The sequence below is a fragment of the Pseudomonas sp. TAE6080 genome (genome assembly GCF_018732265.1).
GTDB lineage: Bacteria > Pseudomonadota > Gammaproteobacteria > Pseudomonadales > Pseudomonadaceae > Aquipseudomonas > Aquipseudomonas brenneri.
In genome coordinates, this window is record NZ_JAHIDY010000052.1 from 1 (window position 1) to 17,914 (window position 17,914).

Below are 17,914 nucleotides of genomic sequence, written 5' to 3' on the forward strand. Positions count from 1 at the left end.
GTCCAACTTCTTGGGGGCAGTCCAGAATGTGGGAGCGGGCTTGCTCGCGAAGGCGTCCTGGCAGACAACACAGACGGCTGCTCATACAATGCCCGCTGCCCTGTAGGAGACTTCCATGACCCGCCCCGCCGCCCCTCGCAAACCCCGTGCCCGCAGCCAGGCCCGGATCGACGCGATCCTCGACGCCGCCCGCACCTTGCTGGCCGCCGAAGGCGTGGCCAGCCTGTCGATCTACAGCGTGGCCGAACGGGCGCAGATTCCGCCGTCGTCGGTGTATCACTTTTTCGCCAGCGTACCGGCCTTGCTCGAAGCGCTGACAGCTGACGTACACGCCGCGTTTCGCGCCGCGCTGCAAGCACCCATCGACCACAATCAACTGCACACTTGGCGCGACCTGTCGCGCGTAGTGGAGCTGCGCATGCTGACCATCTACAGCAACGACGCCGCCGCCCGGCAATTGATCCTCGCCCAGCACGGCCTCACCGAAGTCACCCAGGCCGACCGCCAGCACGACCTGGAGTTGGGGGACTTGATGCTGCACGTGTTCAACCGCCACTTTGAAGTACCGGTGCTGCCGGCCGATGTGGACGTGTTTGCCCTGGCGCTGGAGTTGAGCGACCGCGTGTACGCGCGCTCGGTGCATCAGCATGGGCAGATCACCCCGCGCATGGCGGAGGAAGGGATGCGGGTGTTTGATGCGTATGTGGGGCTTTATTTGCCGGTGTTTTTGCCTAAGCGATAAGTGTTGTGGTGACTGGGCCGGCCTCTTCGCGAGCAAGCCCGCTCCCACATTTTGATTTGTGAATACATTCAAAAATGTGGGAGCTGGCTTGCCTGCGATAGCGGTCGAAAGCCGATCACAGCTTGGCGATCGACACCTCGGTAGACTTCACAAACGCAATCACTTCACTGCCAATCACCAACTCCAGCTCTTTCACCGAGCGGGTGGTGATTACCGAAGTGACGATGCCGGACGCAGTCTGCACGTCGATTTCCGACAGCACGTCGCCTTCGACGATTTCCTTGATGGTGCCTTTGAACTGGTTACGCACGTTGATCGCTTTGATAGTCATGGTGTTCTTCCTTCGTAGGACAAGTGAGTTATTGAGCCCACCGCAATTGCGTAGGCAACGGTGAAACAGGTTCCGGCTCCGGCGGCGTGCCGGGCAGTGACAGCACACGGTTGAGCACTTCGGTTTCCAGGGCCGCCAGGCGATGGGAACCGCGGACCCGCGGGCGTGGCAGTTCCACATGCAGATCGAGGCCGATTTCGCCGTCTTCGATCAGGATTACCCGATCGGCAATGGCCACGGCTTCGCTGACGTCATGGGTCACCAGCAACACGGTAAAACCGTGCTTGCGCCACAGGTTTTCGATCAGTTGCTGCATCTCGATGCGGGTCAGGGCATCCAGCGCACCCAAGGGTTCATCCAGCAGCAACAGGCGTGGCTGGTGAATCAGGGCGCGGGCCAGGGCCACCCGTTGTTTCTGGCCACCGGACAACGCCGCCGGCCATTCATCGGCACGCTCGGCCAGGCCGACCGCTTCCAGCGCCTCAAGCGCCTGGGACCGCCAGTTGCCTTTAAGGCCCAGGCCGACGTTATCGATGATCTTTTTCCACGGCAGCAGGCGTGCTTCCTGGAACATCAGCCGCGTGTCTTCGAGTGCTTCACTCAGCGGTGCAGAGCCTGCAAGCAATTCGCCACTGCTGGCGCTATCAAGGCCGGCCAGCAAGCGCAGCAAGGTACTTTTGCCACAGCCACTGCGGCCCACTACAGCCACGAACTGCCCCGCCGGAATGTGCAGGTCAATCTCGCGCAGGACTTCCCGCGCGCCGAACGCCTTGCGCAGCTTGCGCACCGCTAACGGAATGCCCCGCAGTAGGCGTGGAGGTTGTTGAGCGGTCATGCCGCACCTCCTTTGTGTACTTGATAGGCCGGATGCCAGCGCAGCCACACCCGCTCCAGGCCACGCGCCGCCAGGTCCGCCAATTTGCCGAGCACCGCGTACAGCACAATCGCCAGCACCACCACGTCGGTTTGCAGGAACTCCCGGGCATTCATCGCCAGGTAGCCGATGCCGGAGCTGGCAGAGATGGTTTCTGCAACGATCAGCGTCAGCCACATAAAGCCCAGGGCAAAGCGCACACCCACCAGGATCGACGGCAACGCGCCCGGCAGGATCACCTGACGAAACAGACTGAAGCCGGACAAGCCATAACTGCGAGCCATCTCCACCAGCGCCGGATCGACGTTGCGGATGCCGTGATACGTATTGAGGTAGATCGGAAACAGCGTGCCGAGGGCGACCAGGAAAATCTTCGCCGTCTCATCAATGCCGAACCACAAAATCACCAGCGGGATCAGCGCCAGGTGCGGCACGTTGCGAATCATCTGCACCGAGCTGTCCAACAGGCGTTCACCCCATGTCGACAGGCCGGTGATAAACCCCAGGGCCAGGCCAATGCCGCCACCGATCACAAAACCCAGGCCCGCGCGCCAGCCGCTGATGGCCAGGTGGGTCCAGATTTCACCGCTGCTGACCAGGTGTACCCCAGCCGCAATCACTGCGCTGGGCGCCGGCAAAATCCGTGTCGACAACCAACCCGCCGACACCGACAACTGCCACACCGCCAGCAACAGGATCGGCAGCGCCCAGGGCGCCAGTCGATGCAGAATCCGTTGACTATTCATGACGGCGCCTCAGCTCTGCGACGCGGCTTTGGGAAGAATGTCGTTGGCCACCATCTCGCCAAACGGGCTGACGTAACCGGCGCTTTTCGGCAGCTCGGGACGTTCGATATCCAGGTGCGGGAACAGCAACTCCGCAACCCGGTACGACTCTTCCAGGTGGGGATAACCGGAGAAGATAAAGGTGTCGATGCCCAGGTCCGCGTATTCCTTGACCCGCGCCGCCACGGTCGGCCCATCGCCTACCAGTGCCGTGCCGGCACCGCCGCGCACCAGGCCGACGCCGGCCCACAGGTTGGGGCTGACTTCGAGGTTGTCGCGACTGCCACCATGCAAGGCGGCCATGCGTTGCTGGCCCACCGAATCAAAGCGCGCCAGCGAGGCCTGGGCACGGGCGATGGTGTCGTCGTCCAGATGGGAGATCAGTTTGTCGGCGGCTTTCCATGCCTCCTCGTTGGTTTCACGCACGATCACATGCAAGCGAATACCGAAGCGCACGGTGCGCCCAAGCTTGGCCGCCTTGACCCGTACCTGCTGGATTTTTTCCGCGACTGCCGCTGGTGGTTCGCCCCAGGTCAGGACCATTTCCACTTGTTCGGCTGCCAGGTCCTGGGCCGCTTCGGAAGAGCCGCCGAAATACAGCGGCGGACGTGGCTGCTGGATCGGTGGGTACAGCAACTTGGCACCTTTGACGCTGATGTGCTGGCCGTCGTAGTCCACGGTTTCGCCTTCCAGCACGCGCCGCCAGATACGGGTGAATTCCACCGAGGCCTGGTAGCGCTCCTCATGGCTGAGGAACAGGCCGTCGCCGGCCAGTTCCTCTGGATCACCGCCGGTCACCAGGTTGAACAGCGCCCGCCCGCCGGACAGCCGGTCCAGGGTCGCGGCCTGACGCGCGGCCACCGTCGGGGAAATGATCCCGGGGCGCAGGGCAACCAAAAATTTCAGACGCTGGGTCACCGGGATCAGCGAGGCGGCCACCAGCCACGAGTCTTCGCAAGAACGACCGGTGGGGATCAGTACCCCGCCAAAGCCCAGGCGATCAGCGGCCTGGGCGACCTGCTGCAGATAACCGTGGTCCACGGCGCGAGCGCCTTCGGCGGTGCCAAGGTAATGGCCGTCGCCGTGGGTAGGCAGGAACCAGAAAATATTGAGGCTCATGGAGTTGTCTCCTGAAGAAATCGGATTACGGCGCTTTGGCCACGGTCGCAGGCGGCGTCCAGATCACGTCCTTGATGCTCAAGGGCTTGGGAATCAATTTGAGCTGGTAGAAGGTGTCGGCGATTTTCTGCTGCGCGGCGACCACTTCCGGGGTCAGGAACAACGCGCCGTAGCCCTGGCGTTTCACCGAGGTCAGGGTGATGTCAGCTGGCAGGCCAAGCAGTGGGGCGACTTGTTCGGTGACTTCCTGGGGGTTGGCCTTGGACCATTCGCCCACGGCGCGTACTTCTTCCACCAGCGCCTTGATCACATCCGGATGTTTTTCGGTGTAAGGCTTGGTGGCCAGGTAGAACTGGTGGTTATCGGCAATGCCGGTGGCGTCACGCAGGGTGCGCGCTTGCAGTTGTTGCTCGGCGGCCGCCTGGTACGGGTCCCAGATGACCCAGGCGTCGACACTGCCACGTTCGAAGGCGGCACGGGCGTCGGCGGGCGGCAGGAACACGGCCTGTACGTCGGTGTATTTCAGGCCGGCGTCTTCCAGGGCGCGCACCAGCAGGTAATGCACGTTGGAGCCTTTGTTGAGCACGACTTTCTTGCCCTTGAGCTCGGCCACCGATTTGATCGGCGAGTCCTTGGGTACCAGGATGGCCTCGCTGGTCGGCGCTGGCGGTTCGTAGGCGACGTAGAGCAGATCGGCACCGGCGGCCTGGGCGAACACCGGTGGGGTTTCGCCGGTGACGCCAAAGTCGATGGAGCCGACATTCAGCCCTTCGAGCAACTGCGGGCCACCGGGAAACTCGGTCCACTGCACGTTCACGCCCTGGTCGGCCAGGCGTTTTTCCAGGGTGCCCTTGGCCTTGAGCAGCACCAGGGTGCCGTATTTCTGATAACCGATCCGCAGGGTTTCGGCCGCTTGAGCTTGAACAATGGCGCCGAAGGACACAGCCGCAGCAAACAGTGCGACCAGGCCCCGACGCAAGATGACAGTGCGCATGGCGCTCTCCAAATTGACGATTAGGGTTGTGGCTGCACCTGCTTGGCCGTTGGCGGCTGAGTAAGGTGAGGGTTTCTTACATTAGGGTGTGGCTTACATCCGGGTGAGGCTTAGATGCTCCAGCGAGCACTCAACAAACGTTCATTCAACACATGGGGGTCCAGCGGTTGCGGGCGGCGGGCCATGGCGCTGTAGAACTGCTCCAGGGCTTCGCTCAAGCGTTGTTCAAGGATCGGCACCAACTGCGCCTGGGCACTGCCTTCGCCGTAGGCGATCTGGCTGTCTTCGGCGAAAATCCCATGCAGCAACTCCTGGGCCTTGAGCGCCGACAGCACAGGCTTCAAGGCGTAATCCACCGCCAGCATGTGGGCGATACTGCCGCCGGTGGCCATGGGCAATACCACTTTGTGGGCCAGGGCGCGTTCCGGCAGCAGATCGAGGATGGTTTTCAACGCGCCGGAAAACGACGCCTTGTACACCGGCGTGGCGATCAGCAAACCGTCGGCATTGGCCACCTGGGCCAGCAAGTCGAGGACCTGGGGGCTGTCGAAGCGTGCGTACAGCAAATCCTCGGCGGGGAAGTCCCGTATCTGATAACTCACCACTTCCACGCCTTGCTGCTGCAACCAGCGCCGCGAATGATCCAGCAGCACCCCTGAGCGGGAGCGTTGGCTGGGACTGCCACCAAGTGTTACGACCAGCATCTGGGAGTTTCCTTGAGCAAGTGTCGGCGGTTCGCGGTGCGGCGATGGCGCCAAGATGGAACAGACCTTAGCAGCAGATTTATATATCTATAAATCTTATTTATTCATTTGTTTATTCTTAAATTGCATATGAGAAAAATCATTCGCCAGGCGAAAAAAAGGCCGTCGAAACGGCCTGAAAACCCCTGCTATGTGAGCACTGAAATGCGATCAACCTGTGGGAGCGGGCTTGCTCGCGAAAGCGGTGTGTCATTCAGCATTTATTTGACTGATCCACCGCATTCGCGAGCAAGCCCGCTCCCACATTGGATTCGGGTTAACGGTTGGGCTGTGGCGTGAGCCGCAGATACGGCTTGACCGCGCGATAGCCCTTGGGAAAGCGCTGCTTGATCTCATCCTCATCCTTGAGCGACGGCACGATCACCACCTCATCACCATCCTGCCAGTTGGCCGGGGTGGCGACCTTGTAGTTGTCGGTCAGTTGCAACGAGTCGATGACCCGCAGGATTTCGTGGAAGTTGCGCCCGGTGCTGGCCGGGTAGGTGATGGTCAGGCGAATCTTTTTGTTCGGGTCAATCACGAACAGCGAACGCACGGTGAGCGTGTCGTTGGCATTGGGGTGGATCAGGTCGTACAGGTCCGAAACCTTGCGGTCGGCATCGGCCAGGATCGGGAAGTTGACGACGGTGTTCTGGGTTTCGTTGATGTCCTCGATCCATTTGTGGTGGGAGTCCACCGGGTCTACCGACAGGGCAATGGCCTTGACCCCGCGCTGGGCGAATTCGTCCTTGAGCTTGGCGGTGAAGCCCAGCTCGGTGGTGCACACCGGGGTGAAGTCCGCCGGGTGGGAAAACAACACGCCCCAGCTATCGCCCAGCCACTCGTGGAAACGAATCTTGCCGGCGCTGGAATCCTGTTCAAAGTCGGGGGCGATATCGCCCAGTCTGAGGCTCATGGTGTGGCTCCTGATGAGTGCTTATGGAGCCCACTGTGCCTGCTTTGAATTTAATTTAAAAAGAATAAATATCGATTTATTTAGACCATAAAAGAATATACAGCCTTGCGTTGATTGCCCAATTTCTGAGCAAAAAAAACCTCGCGATTAGCGCGAGGTTTTTTTCTCAACGGTTCTTACAGGAAGCTGTAAGTGTAGTTGAAGATCAGACGAGTCTGGTCTTGGTCCTGGATGCCAGTGCCGCTGCCGCGATAGACACCGTGACGCAGTGTGGTGCCAAAGCCTTTCAGAGCGCCCTGCTGAATGGTGTAGTCGACACGCATATCGCGTTCCCACTCGGACTGGTCGCTGCCGCCGTTCTTGGCTTTGATGTTGTCGCCATGCAGGTAAGCAATCGAGGTTTTCAGACCTGGAACGCCCAATGCAGCGAAGTCATAGGAGTACTGACCGAAAGTGGTGTTTTCACCCGCACGCACGAAGGAGTTGATCATGCTATCGGTGAAGAGGTAGAAGCTGGAACCGCCAGCGCCTTCGTTACGGCCATTACCGTCGACAACACCGCCCTGGTTCAACCAGACGAAACCGCCGTCATCATTCACACGCTGGTGACCGACCATGAACGCACTGCCACCCAGGCTATAGGTGAACATGGCGCTCCAGGTTTTGTTATTAACTTCGCCTGCGTCCTTCGCGTAACCACCATTGTTGTTGAACTGGTAGCCAGCCTGACCGTTCTTACCGTCGGAGCTGCTATCGAAGTAGCGCACGTCGGTTTTGAACGACTGGCCTTCGGTGATCGGGTAGACGTGAACCAGACCCAGGAAGTGCTGCTTATAGAAGTCTTCCAGGTTGGCGTAGTAGTACTGCAAGGTCAGGTCTTTGGTGACCTTCCAGTCAGCACCGCCATAACGGAACTTGTTGCTTTCCTGGCTGGCGCCTGCAACCGACAGGCCAGTGCTGTTGCTCGAAGCACGGCCGGTGGCGTGTTCAAGTTGACCGCCGTTGAACGTCACGTTGTCGATTTCTTTGGAGGTGACAGTGCCGCCTTCAAAGGTTTGTGGCAGCAGACGGCCATCGCTTGCGATCACGACCGGCAGGTTCGGAGCCAGGGCCCCGCCCAGATGGGCCTCGGTCTTGGAAAAGCGAGCCTTTACGTTGGCGCTCGCGCTGCTCCAGCTGCTCACGGCCGAACCGTCGGTGTCGCTTGGAACAAAGGAGTTGTTGTCTGGGTGGTGACCACGGCCACCGTCCAGGTGAAAGCCGACCAATGCCTGGGCATCGATACCAAAGCCAACCGTACCTTCAGTGAAACCAGACTGGACGTTGAACTTCAGGCCGGTGGCCGTTTCGCGCTGGTCAGAACCACCTTCACGCTGATCGTTATCAAAATACAGGGTCCGCGAACTGACGGATGCCTTGGTGTCTTCAACAAAACCAGCGGCGCCTGCTTGCTGAGCCAAAACCCCAGCTGCGATGGCGAACGCCAATGTGGACTTCTTCATGTACCGCTCCTCTCGTTTCTAATTTTTGTAGTTCTTTGGTCTCGGGTCTGACGCCCTCGATCCACAGATGCGCGATTAGCGCCAGATCGTGACTGACAAGTCAATCGTAACCTTGTGTGTCTACTACCTTCGTCTAATCGCAGTTGATTTGGTCCCTGCAGGGTAATGAGTTTTTCATACACCCAAAAAGAATTATTTCGTCCTTTTTCATACTATTCAGGAATAACACTTTCCATGGAGCGACCAACCCGCAGTGGGGTATCGCTCTATAAGCTAATTCCTAAAGGGTATTTGTTAGCCATTTTTTAGATCGTTTAGTGTGAACAGAATCCTGCACACGTCACTCACGATCAAAAAGGCGACGCCATCATGGCCAAACGCGCATCCTCTAGTCAATTTGTTACAGTTTTACTATCCCTTACAATTTCTTTTGGGGCGCAGGCGGCCAACCTCACCGTCGGCTATCAAACCGGTATCGATCCGAGCAAAGTGCCCCAGGCCGACGGCCTTTATGAGCAGGCCATTGGCGAGAAAATCGACTGGCGCCGCTTCAACAGTGGGCCGGAGGTGGTCACCGCAATTGCCTCCGGCGATGTACAGATCGGCAACCTCGGCTCCAGCCCGTTGGCGGCGGCCGCATCCCGTAACCTACCCATCGTAGCGTTCATCGTATCGGCCCAGATCAATAGTTCTGAAGCTTTGGTAGTGCGTAACGGCAGCCATATTGACGCACCCAAGGACCTGATCGGCAAAACCATCGCCACGCCGTTTGTCTCCACATCCCACTACAGCCTGCTCGGGGCCTTGAAACACTGGGGCCTGGACACAAAGCAGGTCAAAGTGGTGAACCTGCAACCGGGCGAAATTGCCGCAGCCTGGAAACGCGGGGATATCGACGGTGCATTTGTCTGGTCACCCGCCCTGGGGGAAATCCGCAAGACCGGCAAGACCCTGACCGACGCGGCCCAGGTGAGCCAATGGGGCGCGCCGACGTTTGAGGTGTGGGTAGCACGCAAGGATTTTGCCGAGAAGCATCCAGAGATCGTGGCCAAGTTTGCCAAGGTCACCCTGGATTCGTTTGCCGACTACGCAGCCAATAAAGCTAAGTGGACGGTGGATTCGGCGCCGGTGCAGAAGATCGCCAGGCTGACCGGCGCAAACGCCGCAGATATCCCTGAACTACTGGAAGGCAGCACCTTCCCCGATGCCCGGGCGCAGCAAACCGACGCCTTGCTTAATGGAGGAACGGCCAAGGCCATTGGGGAGACCGCCAAATTCCTCAAGGAACAAGGCAAGGTGGAAACTGTGCTGCCGGACTATTCGGCGTTTGTGACAGACAAATTTATCCAGGAATAAACACGGACAAAAAATGTGGGAGCGGGCTTGCTCGCGAAGGCGGTATGCCAGTCAATAAATGTGCTGACTGACACACTACCTTCGCGAGCAAGCCCGCTCCCACATTAGGTATTGGGTGTACCGAATACCGTGTTTACAGGGTTTTTTCGAAGATCTTCGAATTACGCTGGAAGTTGTACAGCGACGCCCGTGCCGACGGTAGGCGATCCACGCTGCTCGGCACAAACCCGCGCTCGCGGAACCAGTGGGCGGTGCGAGTCGTCAGCACGAACAGCGTCTTCAAGCCTTGGGTGCGGGCGCGGGTTTCGATGCGCTCCAGCAGCTCATCACCGCGACCGCCATGGCGATATTCCGGATTGACCGCCAGGCACGCCAGCTCACCCGCGTCGGAATCGGCAATCGGGTACAACGCAGCGCACGCGATGATCATGCCTTCGCGCTCCACCACGCTGAACTGCTCGATTTCCCGCTCCAGCACTTCCCGTGAGCGACGCACAAGGATCCCCTGCTCTTCCAGCGGGCTGATCAGGTCCAGCAAGCCGCCGACGTCTTCAATCGCCGCCTCGCGCACCAGTTCGAACTGTTCCTGAGCCACCAGCGTACCGCCGCCGTCCCGGGTAAAGAGTTCGGTCAACAGCGCACCGTCCTCGACATAACTGACGATATGGCTGCGCCCCACGCCCCCACGACAGGCCTCGGCCGCCGCATCCAGCAGTTCGGCCTGGTAGTTGTTGCCCAGGCGTTGCAGGTGCGCCGGCACTTGTTGCGGGCGCAGTTCGCGCACCAGCCGGCCATTTTCGTCGATCAGGCCCAGGTCGGCGCCAAACAGCAGCAGCTTGTCGGCGCCCAGGTCGATGGCGGCGCGAGTGGCCACGTCTTCACAGGCCAGGTTGAAAATCTCCCCGGTCGGCGAATAGCCCAGCGGCGACAGGACGACGATAGAGCGCTCGTCCAGCAGGCGGTTGATACCCTTGCGGTCGACCCGGCGCACTTCGCCGGTGTGGTGGTAGTCGATGCCGTCGAGCACGCCGATCGGCCGCGCGGTCACCAGGTTGCCACTGGCCACCCGCAGGCGCGAGCCCTGCATCGGCGAGGACGCCATGTCCATGGACAAACGCGCTTCAATGGCGATGCGCAGGTGGCCCACTGCGTCGATCACACACTCCAGGGTCGCTGCATCGGTGATGCGCATCCCATCGTGGTAATGCGGGGTCAGGCCGCGGGCAGCCAGACGGGTCTCGATTTGCGGGCGCGAGCCATGCACCAGCACCAGGCGCACACCGAGGCTGTGCAGCAGCACCAGGTCGTGGACGATATTGCCGAAGTTCGGGTGGTCCACACCATCGCCCGGCAGCATGACCACAAAAGTGCAGTCACGGTGGGCATTGATGTAGGGCGAAGCGTGACGAAGCCAATTGACGTATTCGGGCATAAAACCTGGGCCTGTAATAAAAAGCAGCCAAAAAAGGATGAATCGCTAAACGCACAGCGGGCTGATGGTTATCGTCGGAACAGGCTTGGCGACACGCTCGCTCTCCTTTTAAGTACGGGATGCAATGGGGTTAATTTATGCAGGCTTGAGGCAGTAGTGTTCAATCAGTTCCCGCAATAGACGCACTGTAGGCGTCAAGCGTGACATTTCAAGGTACTCGCCCGGTTGGTGGGCGCAGGCAATGTCCCCAGGGCCGAGCACCAGGGTTTCGCAACCAAGGCGCTGAAGATAAGGCGCTTCAGTACCGAACGCTACTGCTTCGGCACGATGGCCGGTCAAATGTTCCGCGACACGCACCAGTTCGGCGTCTTCAGGCTGCTCGAAGGGCGGCACTTCGGGAAACAACGGCGCGTAGTCGATCTTTACTTGATGGCGCTCGGCGATGGGCTGCAGTTTCAGGCGGATGGCGTCGCGCAACACCTGGGGGTCCATGCCGGGCAAGGGCCGCAGGTCGAACTCCAGGGAGCACTGGCCGCAAATCCGGTTGGGGTTATCGCCGCCGTGGATACAGCCAAAATTCAAGGTCGGCTGGGGCACCGTGAATTGTGGGTTGCGGTACTCCCGTTGCCAGGCCAGGCGCAGGCCGCGTAGTTCGCCCATGGCGTCATGCATGGCTTCGAGAGCGCTGTGGCCCAGGCTCGGGTCCGACGAATGACCGCTGCGCCCGAGGATATCGATGCGCTCCATCATCACCCCCTTGTGCAGGCGGATCGGCTTGAGGCCCGTGGGCTCGCCAATTACCGCCGCGCGCCCCAGGGGTCGGCCCGCCGCAGCCAGGGCGCGGGCGCCGGCCATGGAGCTTTCTTCATCACAGGTCGCGAGGATCAACAGCGGTTGCTTGAACGGTTGGTCCAGCAGTGGCAGGACCGCTTCGATAGCCAGGGCGAAAAAACCCTTCATGTCGCAACTACCCAGTCCTACCCAACGGCCATCCACTTCCGTCAATTTCAAAGGATCGGTCTGCCACAGCGCCTCATCGTAAGGCACGGTATCGCTATGCCCCGCCAGTACCAGGCCACCGGGGCCGCTGCCGAAGCTGGCCAATAGATTGAATTTGCCGGGGCTGACCTGCTGGATATCGCAGGCGAAACCCAGGTCGCCCAACCAGCTGGCGAGCAGGTCGATCACCGGGCGGTTGGTCTGGTCGAGAGACGCTTGGGTGCAACTGACCGATGGCGCGGCAATCAGTGCGGCAAATTGTTCTTTCATGGACGGTAAAGGCATGCGCGGTCTCTCAACTTCCACAGATGAAACCCATCATAGAACCATCTGCGCTACACAATAAACCCGTTGCGGCACGTTGCCGGGCTCAGTCCTGTACACTGCACGACCTTGGCAGCCACCTTTTCCCCCGGCTGCACTCCCGATCCTGGATGTTCCGGCCATGCAAAAAGAAACCGAAATCAAGCTCCGCGTCAGCCGCGAGACCCTCGCCGCGCTGCGCGAGCACCCGCTCCTGAAAAAACGCAATAAAAGTGGCTGGGAACGCCGTGAGTTGATGAACCAGTACTTCGACACCCCCGAGCGCGACCTGGCCCAAGCCAAGGTTGCCCTGCGCCTGCGCAAGGACGGCGACGACGTGATCCAGACCCTCAAGACCCGTGGCCAGAGCGTCGCCGGCTTGTCGGAACGTAACGAGTACAACTGGGACCTGCCCAAGGCCAAGCTCGACGTGAAAAAACTCGACGGCGAATGCTGGCCCGAGCAGTTGGCTGAACTGGACAAAAAGACCCTCAAGCCGATCTTCACCACCGATTTCGTCCGTGAGCGTGCCGAGATCGCCTGGGGCCGAGGCAAAGCCAAGGTAGTGATCGAAGCAGCCCTGGACCTGGGCCACGTGATCGCCGGCAAGCAGAAGGAAGAGATCTGCGAGCTGGAACTGGAACTGCGCGAAGGCGAACCTGCCGCCCTGCTGGAACTGGCTGCCGAGTTGGCCCAGACCCTGGCCCTGATGCCGTGCGATATCAGCAAGGCCGAACGCGGCTACCGCCTGTTCGACGCTAGCAGCTACTCCCTGAGCCTGCCGGCCCCCCAACTGCAACCGCAAATGCCGCTGGATGACGTTTTCGCCGCGCTGATGTGGCATCTGCTGGGCAGCAGCCAGCGCCTGGCCGAGCAGTACCGTTTCAACGGCCACTGGCGCCTGCTGCAGGACTGGGTGGAAAACCTCGCCGAAATGCGCGCCCTGATCGGCAGCCTCGGCCAGGCCGCGCCACGTCAATCCAGCAGCGAACTGCGCAGTGCCCTCGACGCCCTGCTGGAAGACTGGCGCCCACTGGTCCAGGCCGGCGAAGAGGATGAAGACGTGCGCAAGGCTGCGCCAGAGCAGTTCATCGAAGAATTGGACGACGTGCGCTGGGGCCTGTTCTCACTGAACACTTCGCGCTGGCTGCTGGCCCGCACCTGGACCCTGGATCGCAATGTGCGCGGCAACCGCCAGGGCGCCGCCCAGGTCGCCAACTGGCTGCCGCGCCTGCTGGCCGACGAAGCCGTCGCCCTGCGCCTGCCGCGCTACCAACAACAGCCGGAAGACCTGGCCGAGCAACTGCCGCGCATCGAGCGCCTGCAGGCGTGGCTGCACCATGCCCGCCACCTGCTGGACATTGCGGAGCTGGATCGTTTGTACGGTGAGCTGAACAAGTTGGCCGCGCTGGCCAACCTGCCGATCACTGATGAGTCGCTGGATGCGCGGATGCATCAGGTGATTGCGGTGTATCAGAACCGGGCCTGGAAGACTTTGCTGCGTCTGTAAGATTGCTATCGCGGGCAAGCCCGCTCCTACAGGTTTGTGTAGGAGCGGGCTTGCCCGCGCTATCACCGCAACACTGGCAGGCTGGTAGTGGACTTGATCTCCGACAGCGCCACAATCGAGTTGACCTCCTGTATCCCCGGCACCATCGACAATTTCTCGAAGAAGAAACGCTCATACGCCTCGATATCCGAGGTGACAATGCGCAACAGAAAATCCACCGCCCCCATCAGCACATAACACTCCAGTACTTCCGGGAATCCACGAATCGCCTCAGTGAATTCCGTGAAGTTGGACCGCCCGTGGGCGTTGAGTTTGACCTCGGCAAAGATCTGCGTGTTGAGGCCGATCTTCTTGCGGTCGAGCAACGTCACCTGCGCACGAATCACCCCCTCTTCCTTGAGCCGCTGGATCCGCCGCCAGCAGGGCGACTGCGATAGCCCGACTTGTTCGGCAATCTGCGCACTGGAGAGCGACGCGTCTTCCTGGAGCAGCGCCAGGATCCGGCGGTCGTAGACATCCAACTCGCTGTGCATAAAAATACCTTTCAATCCGTTATCTACGAATAGCCTGATTCATTTATAAGGCATATCGCTCAAACATAGATAAGAAATACCCGACACGCCATGTAAAAATTTCTCCAGTCAGATTTGGAGAACGGCCATGCATTCAGTCCCCACCAGCCCCGCGACCCGCCACGATGCCTGGGCAGTCAGCAACAGCCATTGCCAGGCGCGCTATCAGATCCTCGCCGAGGCTGAACCCGATGTGCTGTGCCGGATCCTCAATTACTTCGCCTTGCAGTTCCTGGTGCCGCAACAGGTAAACGTGACCCGCGACGAAGAGCTGCTGAACGTCGAGGTGGTGATGGACGGCCTGAGCTGGCACCGCGCCCAGGTGATCGGTGAAAAACTTCGTAACCTGATCAGCGTGTGCTCGCTGGAGCTGCAACCTGTTGAATCCACAAGGCTGCAAGCGGTACCGGCGGTGGCTCAGTAAAAACCGGTAATAACCCTCTGGGCGACAGCAATCAGGGTGGGACTAGCCTTGGCGCTACTGCTTGAAATCGCCCAGGAAACCACCATGCCCGCAGTGCCAGAACTTCAGGATCGCAGGCTCAGCCTCGACGAACTGCTGCCCGCCCTCACCGCCCACGGCCTGCTCGACGAAGCCCTTGCCGAACGCTTGCGGCACACCCCGGCCAACGACTTGCATCCGCTGGAGTTTCTCGCCGGCCAGTCATTGCCCGACCCTGCGCGGCCGGGCATGTCGCTGTCTCTGGAAGCACTGACACAATGGCTCGCCATTCACGTCGAACAGCCCTATCTGCGCATCGACCCGCTGAAAGTCGATGTGGCGAGCGTGGTGCCACTGATGTCCCACGCCTTCGCCCAGCGGCACAGCATCCTGGCGGTCGCCCTCGATCGCGACAGCGTGACGGTGGCCAGTGCCGAACCGTACCTGCGTGAGTGGGAAACGGGCCTGGGTCATGTCTTGAAGCGTTCGATCAAGCGCGTGGTGGCCAACCCCCAGGTGATCCGCCGTTGTACCCAGGAGTTCTTCCGGCTGGCCAGGTCGGTCAGCGGGGCCGACCAGACCAACCCCATGGCGTCCCCTGTCGAGCAGTTGCTCAACCTTGGCGCTGGCGACCAGGAGCCCGATGCCAACGACGCGCACATCGTCAACATTGTCGACTGGCTGCTGCAATTTGCCTTCGGCCAGCGCGCCAGCGATATCCATATCGAGCCCGGCGGCGACCAGGGCCGCATGCGCTTGCGCATCGATGGGTTGCTGCACGATGTCTATCAGTTTCCGCCACAGGTCACGACCGCTGTGGTCAGCCGCCTGAAAAGCCTCGGGCGGATGAATGTCGCCGAGAAGCGCAAACCCCAGGATGGCCGGATCAAGACCAAGACGCCCACGGATATCGAAGTGGAACTGCGTCTTTCGACCCTGCCCACGGCCTTCGGCGAGAAACTGGTGATGCGGATTTTCGATCCCCAGGTGCTGCTCCAGGACTTTCAGCAGCTGGGGCTTTCGGCCGATGACCTGCAGCGCTGGCAGCATATGACCCGTCAGGCCAACGGCATCATCCTGGTCACAGGTCCCACGGGGTCAGGCAAGACCAGCACCCTCTATACCACCTTGCGGCAACTGGCGAACCGCACGGTCAACCTGTGTACGGTGGAAGACCCTATCGAGATGGTCGAGCCGGCCTTCAACCAGATGCAGGTCCAGCACAATATCGACCTGACCTTTGCCAGCGGCGTCCGCGCGCTGATGCGCCAGGACCCGGATATCATCATGATCGGTGAGATCCGTGACCTGGAAACCGCCGAAATGGCAATCCAGGCAGCATTGACCGGCCACCTGGTGCTATCGACCCTGCACACCAACGACGCCCCCAGCGCCGTCAGCCGCCTGCTGGAGCTGGGCATCCCCCATTACTTGATCAAGGCCACATTACTGGGGGTCATGGCCCAGCGCCTGGCGCGCAGGTTGTGCCCGCACTGCAAAAGCCCGGTGACGTTGAACGAGGACGATTGGAACAGCGCCACGCGGCCATGGGTGCTACCGACACCTGTCGGCGCGTTCCAGGCCAAAGGCTGCGCGGATTGCCGGGACAGTGGCTATCGCGGACGCGTCGGGATCTACGAGATCATGCTGATGAATGACGGCGCCAGGGCCTTGGTCTGCGCCGATAGCGATTTGCAGGCATTACGTCGCGAGGCCCTCAAGGACGGCATGTGCAACCTGCGGTTGGCGGGCGCTCACAAGGTTGCCGGCGGGGTGACCACCCTGGAAGAAGTGTTGCGGGTCACGCCTGCACTGTAGTGTTGAACGAGTAAACCGTTCTTATCTACGACAAGCCCGTTACAATCGACAGACCTCGCGTCACCGCCACCATCAGACAAGGAATCGTTATGCAGATCGGAACAGTACTTCTCCTCTTCGTAGGCTTGGCCATCGCCATCCTGTTCATGGGCTTCAAGGTCGTGCCTCAGGGCTACCAATGGACGGTGGAGCGCTTCGGCCGCTACACCAACACGCTCAAGCCTGGCCTCAATATCATCATTCCGGTGATGGACCGCATCGGGCGCAAGATCAACGTGATGGAAAGCGTGCTGGATATTCCGCCCCAGGAAGTGATCACCGCCGACAATGCCACGGTGCAGATCGACGCGGTGTGTTTCTTCCAGGTGGTGAACACCGCCCAGGCGGCCTACGAGGTCAACAACCTCGAACATGCGATCCGCAACCTGCTGCAAACCAATATCCGTACGGTGCTCGGTTCCATGGAACTGGACGCCATGCTCAGCCAGCGCGACGGCATCAACGAGAAACTGTTGCGCACGGTCGACGAAGCCACCGCGCCATGGGGCATCAAGATCACCCGGATCGAAATCAAGGACATCAGCCCGCCTGCCGACCTGATGGCCGCCATGTCGGGCCAGATGAAAGCCGAGCGGATCAAGCGCGCACAGATCCTCGAAGCCGAAGGCCTGCGGGCGTCCGCCATCCTGACCGCCGAAGGTAAGAAACAGGCGCAAATCCTGGAGGCTGAAGGGGGTCGTCAGGCGGCGTTCCTCGAATCCGAAGCCCGTGAACGCCAGGCCGAGGCAGAAGCCCGCGCCACCCAAGTGGTGTCGCAAGCGATTGCCACCGGTAACGTGCAAGCCATCAACTACTTTGTCGCACAGAAATACATCGATGCACTGGGCAAGCTGGCCTCGGCCAACAACAGCAAGGTGATCTTGATGCCGCTGGAAGCCAGCCAGGTCATCGGCGCAGTGGGCGGCATCGGCGAAATCGTCAAAGCCACCTTCGACAACAAGAAAGCCTGAGGCCCGCACCATGTGGGAGTTCCTGCAACACCTGTCGTTCTGGGATTGGCTGGCGCTGGGCACGGTGCTGTTGATTCTTGAAGTGTTTGGCGCCGGCGGTTATCTGCTGTGGATGGGCATCGCGGCGGCAGCGGTCGGTGTGCTCAAGTTCCTGATTCCGGGGCTTGGGCTGGAGCTGCAACTGCTGCTGTTTGCCGTGCTGTCGATACTGACGGCGGTGTACTGGTGGAAACGCCAGCGCAGCAGCGCCAAGGCCAGCGACCAGCCGGGCCTGAACATGCGCGGTTCGGAGTTGATTGGTCGCACCTTTATGGTGCATCAGGCCATTATCGATGGCCGGGGCAAGATCAAGGTCGGTGACGGCGTGTGGATGGTCACCGGGCAGGATTCGCCAGTAGGCGCTCAAGTCCGGGTGGTTGGCCAGGACGGTGTGATTTTACGGGTCGAAACTGTTTAGTCATCCACG

At 60.4% G+C, this 17,914-nt stretch carries 18 protein-coding genes; 7 read left to right on the top strand and 11 right to left on the bottom strand.

Annotated features, from left to right (window positions below):
* The first annotated feature begins 115 nt into the window (after positions 1 to 115).
* The gene (locus KL786_RS26220; protein ID WP_215519416.1) at positions 116 to 742 is read left to right on the top strand and encodes a TetR/AcrR family transcriptional regulator; all 627 of its coding nucleotides are present in this window, start codon (positions 116 to 118) and stop codon (positions 740 to 742) included.
* Positions 743 to 857: 115 nt separating this feature from the next.
* On the opposite strand, the gene KL786_RS26225 is transcribed toward KL786_RS26220, so the two are convergent.
* The 8 genes from KL786_RS26225 to KL786_RS26260 form a co-directional block, all read right to left on the bottom strand.
* Entirely contained in the window at positions 858 to 1,073 is a 216-nt protein-coding gene (locus tag KL786_RS26225; protein ID WP_003213899.1) for a TOBE domain-containing protein, read from the bottom strand.
* A gap of 28 nt (positions 1,074 to 1,101) precedes the next feature.
* Positions 1,102 to 1,908 (bottom strand): aliphatic sulfonates ABC transporter ATP-binding protein, encoded by an 807-nt coding sequence (gene ssuB / locus KL786_RS26230; RefSeq protein WP_215519417.1) that lies wholly within the window; start codon positions 1,906 to 1,908, stop codon positions 1,102 to 1,104.
* Positions 1,905 to 2,693 carry an aliphatic sulfonate ABC transporter permease SsuC gene (ssuC, locus tag KL786_RS26235; protein WP_215519418.1) on the bottom strand — a complete coding sequence of 263 codons (789 nt, stop codon included), beginning with the start codon at positions 2,691 to 2,693 and terminating at the stop codon, positions 1,905 to 1,907. The genes ssuB and ssuC overlap by 4 nt, the downstream gene beginning before the upstream one ends.
* 9 nt (positions 2,694 to 2,702) lie before the next feature.
* Complete coding sequence (gene ssuD / locus KL786_RS26240) at positions 2,703 to 3,851, bottom strand: FMNH2-dependent alkanesulfonate monooxygenase (RefSeq protein WP_215519419.1); 1,149 nt, start codon at positions 3,849 to 3,851, stop codon at positions 2,703 to 2,705.
* Positions 3,852 to 3,876: 25 nt separating this feature from the next.
* Positions 3,877 to 4,845: a sulfonate ABC transporter substrate-binding protein gene (locus tag KL786_RS26245; RefSeq protein WP_215519420.1), complete on the bottom strand. Its 969-nt coding sequence runs from the start codon at positions 4,843 to 4,845 to the stop codon at positions 3,877 to 3,879.
* A gap of 110 nt (positions 4,846 to 4,955) precedes the next feature.
* Complete coding sequence (gene ssuE / locus KL786_RS26250; protein WP_215519421.1) at positions 4,956 to 5,549, bottom strand: NADPH-dependent FMN reductase; 594 nt, start codon at positions 5,547 to 5,549, stop codon at positions 4,956 to 4,958.
* Between the two features lie 316 nt (positions 5,550 to 5,865).
* The gene (locus KL786_RS26255; protein WP_215519422.1) at positions 5,866 to 6,504 is read right to left on the bottom strand and encodes a peroxiredoxin; all 639 of its coding nucleotides are present in this window, start codon (positions 6,502 to 6,504) and stop codon (positions 5,866 to 5,868) included.
* A 176-nt stretch (positions 6,505 to 6,680) separates the two neighbouring features.
* A complete protein-coding gene (locus KL786_RS26260; RefSeq protein ID WP_065942338.1) occupies positions 6,681 to 8,006 on the bottom strand; it encodes an OprD family outer membrane porin in 1,326 nt (441 codons plus the stop codon).
* 369 nt (positions 8,007 to 8,375) lie between these two features.
* On the opposite strand from KL786_RS26260, the gene tauA reads away from it, so the two are divergent.
* Entirely contained in the window at positions 8,376 to 9,362 is a 987-nt protein-coding gene (gene tauA, locus KL786_RS26265; RefSeq protein WP_215519423.1) for a taurine ABC transporter substrate-binding protein, read from the top strand.
* A gap of 133 nt (positions 9,363 to 9,495) precedes the next feature.
* On the opposite strand, the gene argA is transcribed toward tauA, so the two are convergent.
* Both argA and argE read right to left on the bottom strand, forming a co-directional pair.
* Positions 9,496 to 10,794, bottom strand: a complete 1,299-nt coding sequence (argA, locus tag KL786_RS26270) for an amino-acid N-acetyltransferase (protein ID WP_032858930.1) — start codon at positions 10,792 to 10,794, stop codon at positions 9,496 to 9,498.
* 135 nt (positions 10,795 to 10,929) lie between these two features.
* Positions 10,930 to 12,078 carry an acetylornithine deacetylase gene (gene argE, locus KL786_RS26275; protein ID WP_032858931.1) on the bottom strand — a complete coding sequence of 383 codons (1,149 nt, stop codon included), beginning with the start codon at positions 12,076 to 12,078 and terminating at the stop codon, positions 10,930 to 10,932.
* 160 nt (positions 12,079 to 12,238) lie between these two features.
* On the opposite strand from argE, the gene KL786_RS26280 reads away from it, so the two are divergent.
* On the top strand, positions 12,239 to 13,606 hold the full coding sequence (locus tag KL786_RS26280; protein WP_215519424.1) for a CYTH domain-containing protein: 1,368 nt from the start codon (positions 12,239 to 12,241) through the stop codon (positions 13,604 to 13,606).
* Between the two features lie 62 nt (positions 13,607 to 13,668).
* Here the strand turns inward: KL786_RS26280 and KL786_RS26285 are convergent, their stop codons facing one another.
* On the bottom strand, positions 13,669 to 14,139 hold the full coding sequence (locus KL786_RS26285) for an Lrp/AsnC family transcriptional regulator (RefSeq protein WP_029289490.1): 471 nt from the start codon (positions 14,137 to 14,139) through the stop codon (positions 13,669 to 13,671).
* Between the two features lie 127 nt (positions 14,140 to 14,266).
* Here KL786_RS26285 and KL786_RS26290 point away from each other — a divergent pair, with 127 nt between their 5' ends.
* The 4 genes from KL786_RS26290 (at position 14,267) to KL786_RS26305 (ending at position 17,905) form a co-directional block, all read left to right on the top strand.
* Positions 14,267 to 14,602, top strand: a complete 336-nt coding sequence (locus tag KL786_RS26290; protein ID WP_215519425.1) for an ACT-like domain-containing protein — start codon at positions 14,267 to 14,269, stop codon at positions 14,600 to 14,602.
* A gap of 84 nt (positions 14,603 to 14,686) precedes the next feature.
* Positions 14,687 to 16,438 (top strand): type IV pilus assembly ATPase TfpB, encoded by a 1,752-nt coding sequence (tfpB, locus tag KL786_RS26295; protein ID WP_215519426.1) that lies wholly within the window; start codon positions 14,687 to 14,689, stop codon positions 16,436 to 16,438.
* 89 nt (positions 16,439 to 16,527) lie between these two features.
* Positions 16,528 to 17,448 carry an SPFH domain-containing protein gene (locus tag KL786_RS26300; RefSeq protein ID WP_032858941.1) on the top strand — a complete coding sequence of 307 codons (921 nt, stop codon included), beginning with the start codon at positions 16,528 to 16,530 and terminating at the stop codon, positions 17,446 to 17,448.
* Between the two features lie 10 nt (positions 17,449 to 17,458).
* Positions 17,459 to 17,905, top strand: coding sequence for an NfeD family protein (locus KL786_RS26305; RefSeq protein ID WP_215519427.1), 447 nt, complete (start codon positions 17,459 to 17,461; stop codon positions 17,903 to 17,905).
* Positions 17,906 to 17,914 lie beyond the last annotated feature (9 nt).

What these genes read in the sequence shown, in the direction of transcription:
- KL786_RS26300 (WP_032858941.1), top strand. Translation starts at nt 16,528, where the DNA reads ATGCAGATCGGAACAGTACTTCTCCTCTTCGTAGGCTTGGCCATCGCC.
- KL786_RS26280 (WP_215519424.1), top strand. Translation starts at nt 12,239, where the DNA reads ATGCAAAAAGAAACCGAAATCAAGCTCCGCGTCAGCCGCGAGACCCTC.
- KL786_RS26225 (WP_003213899.1), bottom strand. Translation starts at nt 1,073, where the DNA reads ATGACTATCAAAGCGATCAACGTGCGTAACCAGTTCAAAGGCACCATC.
- tauA (WP_215519423.1), top strand. Translation starts at nt 8,376, where the DNA reads ATGGCCAAACGCGCATCCTCTAGTCAATTTGTTACAGTTTTACTATCC.
- KL786_RS26220 (WP_215519416.1), top strand. Translation starts at nt 116, where the DNA reads ATGACCCGCCCCGCCGCCCCTCGCAAACCCCGTGCCCGCAGCCAGGCC.
- ssuE (WP_215519421.1), bottom strand. Translation starts at nt 5,549, where the DNA reads ATGCTGGTCGTAACACTTGGTGGCAGTCCCAGCCAACGCTCCCGCTCA.
- KL786_RS26245 (WP_215519420.1), bottom strand. Translation starts at nt 4,845, where the DNA reads ATGCGCACTGTCATCTTGCGTCGGGGCCTGGTCGCACTGTTTGCTGCG.
- tfpB (WP_215519426.1), top strand. Translation starts at nt 14,687, where the DNA reads ATGCCCGCAGTGCCAGAACTTCAGGATCGCAGGCTCAGCCTCGACGAA.
- argA (WP_032858930.1), bottom strand. Translation starts at nt 10,794, where the DNA reads ATGCCCGAATACGTCAATTGGCTTCGTCACGCTTCGCCCTACATCAAT.
- ssuB (WP_215519417.1), bottom strand. Translation starts at nt 1,908, where the DNA reads ATGACCGCTCAACAACCTCCACGCCTACTGCGGGGCATTCCGTTAGCG.
- KL786_RS26260 (WP_065942338.1), bottom strand. Translation starts at nt 8,006, where the DNA reads ATGAAGAAGTCCACATTGGCGTTCGCCATCGCAGCTGGGGTTTTGGCT.
- KL786_RS26305 (WP_215519427.1), top strand. Translation starts at nt 17,459, where the DNA reads ATGTGGGAGTTCCTGCAACACCTGTCGTTCTGGGATTGGCTGGCGCTG.
- argE (WP_032858931.1), bottom strand. Translation starts at nt 12,078, where the DNA reads ATGCCTTTACCGTCCATGAAAGAACAATTTGCCGCACTGATTGCCGCG.
- ssuD (WP_215519419.1), bottom strand. Translation starts at nt 3,851, where the DNA reads ATGAGCCTCAATATTTTCTGGTTCCTGCCTACCCACGGCGACGGCCAT.
- KL786_RS26290 (WP_215519425.1), top strand. Translation starts at nt 14,267, where the DNA reads ATGCATTCAGTCCCCACCAGCCCCGCGACCCGCCACGATGCCTGGGCA.
- ssuC (WP_215519418.1), bottom strand. Translation starts at nt 2,693, where the DNA reads ATGAATAGTCAACGGATTCTGCATCGACTGGCGCCCTGGGCGCTGCCG.
- KL786_RS26255 (WP_215519422.1), bottom strand. Translation starts at nt 6,504, where the DNA reads ATGAGCCTCAGACTGGGCGATATCGCCCCCGACTTTGAACAGGATTCC.
- KL786_RS26285 (WP_029289490.1), bottom strand. Translation starts at nt 14,139, where the DNA reads ATGCACAGCGAGTTGGATGTCTACGACCGCCGGATCCTGGCGCTGCTC.